This window comes from Bartonella sp. TS82HLJMH, assembly GCF_042193495.1.
In the GTDB taxonomy this organism is placed as follows: domain Bacteria; phylum Pseudomonadota; class Alphaproteobacteria; order Rhizobiales; family Rhizobiaceae; genus Bartonella; species Bartonella grahamii.
In genome coordinates, this window is sequence record NZ_JBHILU010000108.1 from 1 (window position 1) to 549 (window position 549).

The 549-nt window shown below is 41.3% G+C and carries 1 pseudogene; it reads left to right on the forward strand.

The annotated features are described in order from the left end of the window. Positions 1-549: pseudogene (locus ACFIKO_RS09515) on the forward strand (hypothetical protein); the annotation flags it as partial.

Below are 549 nucleotides of genomic sequence, written 5' to 3' on the forward strand. Positions count from 1 at the left end.
CTCAACGGATGCGGTGAATGGCTCTCAGCTTCATTCATTAGGCGATAAGGTTGCTACATATTTTGGCGGTGGAGCTAAGTATGAGAATGGAGAATGGAAAGCTCCTACTTTCACGGTTAAAACTGTCAAGGCTGATGGCAGTGAAGGTGAGGATAAAAACTATACCAATGTAGCAGATGCATTGGCTGGTGTTAGCAGTTCTCTCACGAATATTAAAAATGATATTACCAATGTAAAAGGTGATAGCCTTGTTAAGTGGGATGACGAGAAGCAAATAATCAAGATTGGTGCAGAAAAAGGTGGTAATACAATTACTATTGCCGATAAGGATAGCAAGGGTCGAATTCTTTCTGGCGTGAAGGCGGCAGAAAAGAGCGACGAAGCCGTTAATAAAGCACAGCTTGATAAAAACGTGGATAAACTTTCTCAAGATATTGAAGAAGTTCGTTCTGTAGCGGTTTTCTACGATACAGAAGAAGCTTCAGAAGATCTCGATGCGCTTACGAGATCCGCTCGTAAAGCTAAACAAACCAGTGTAACTTTTGGAAA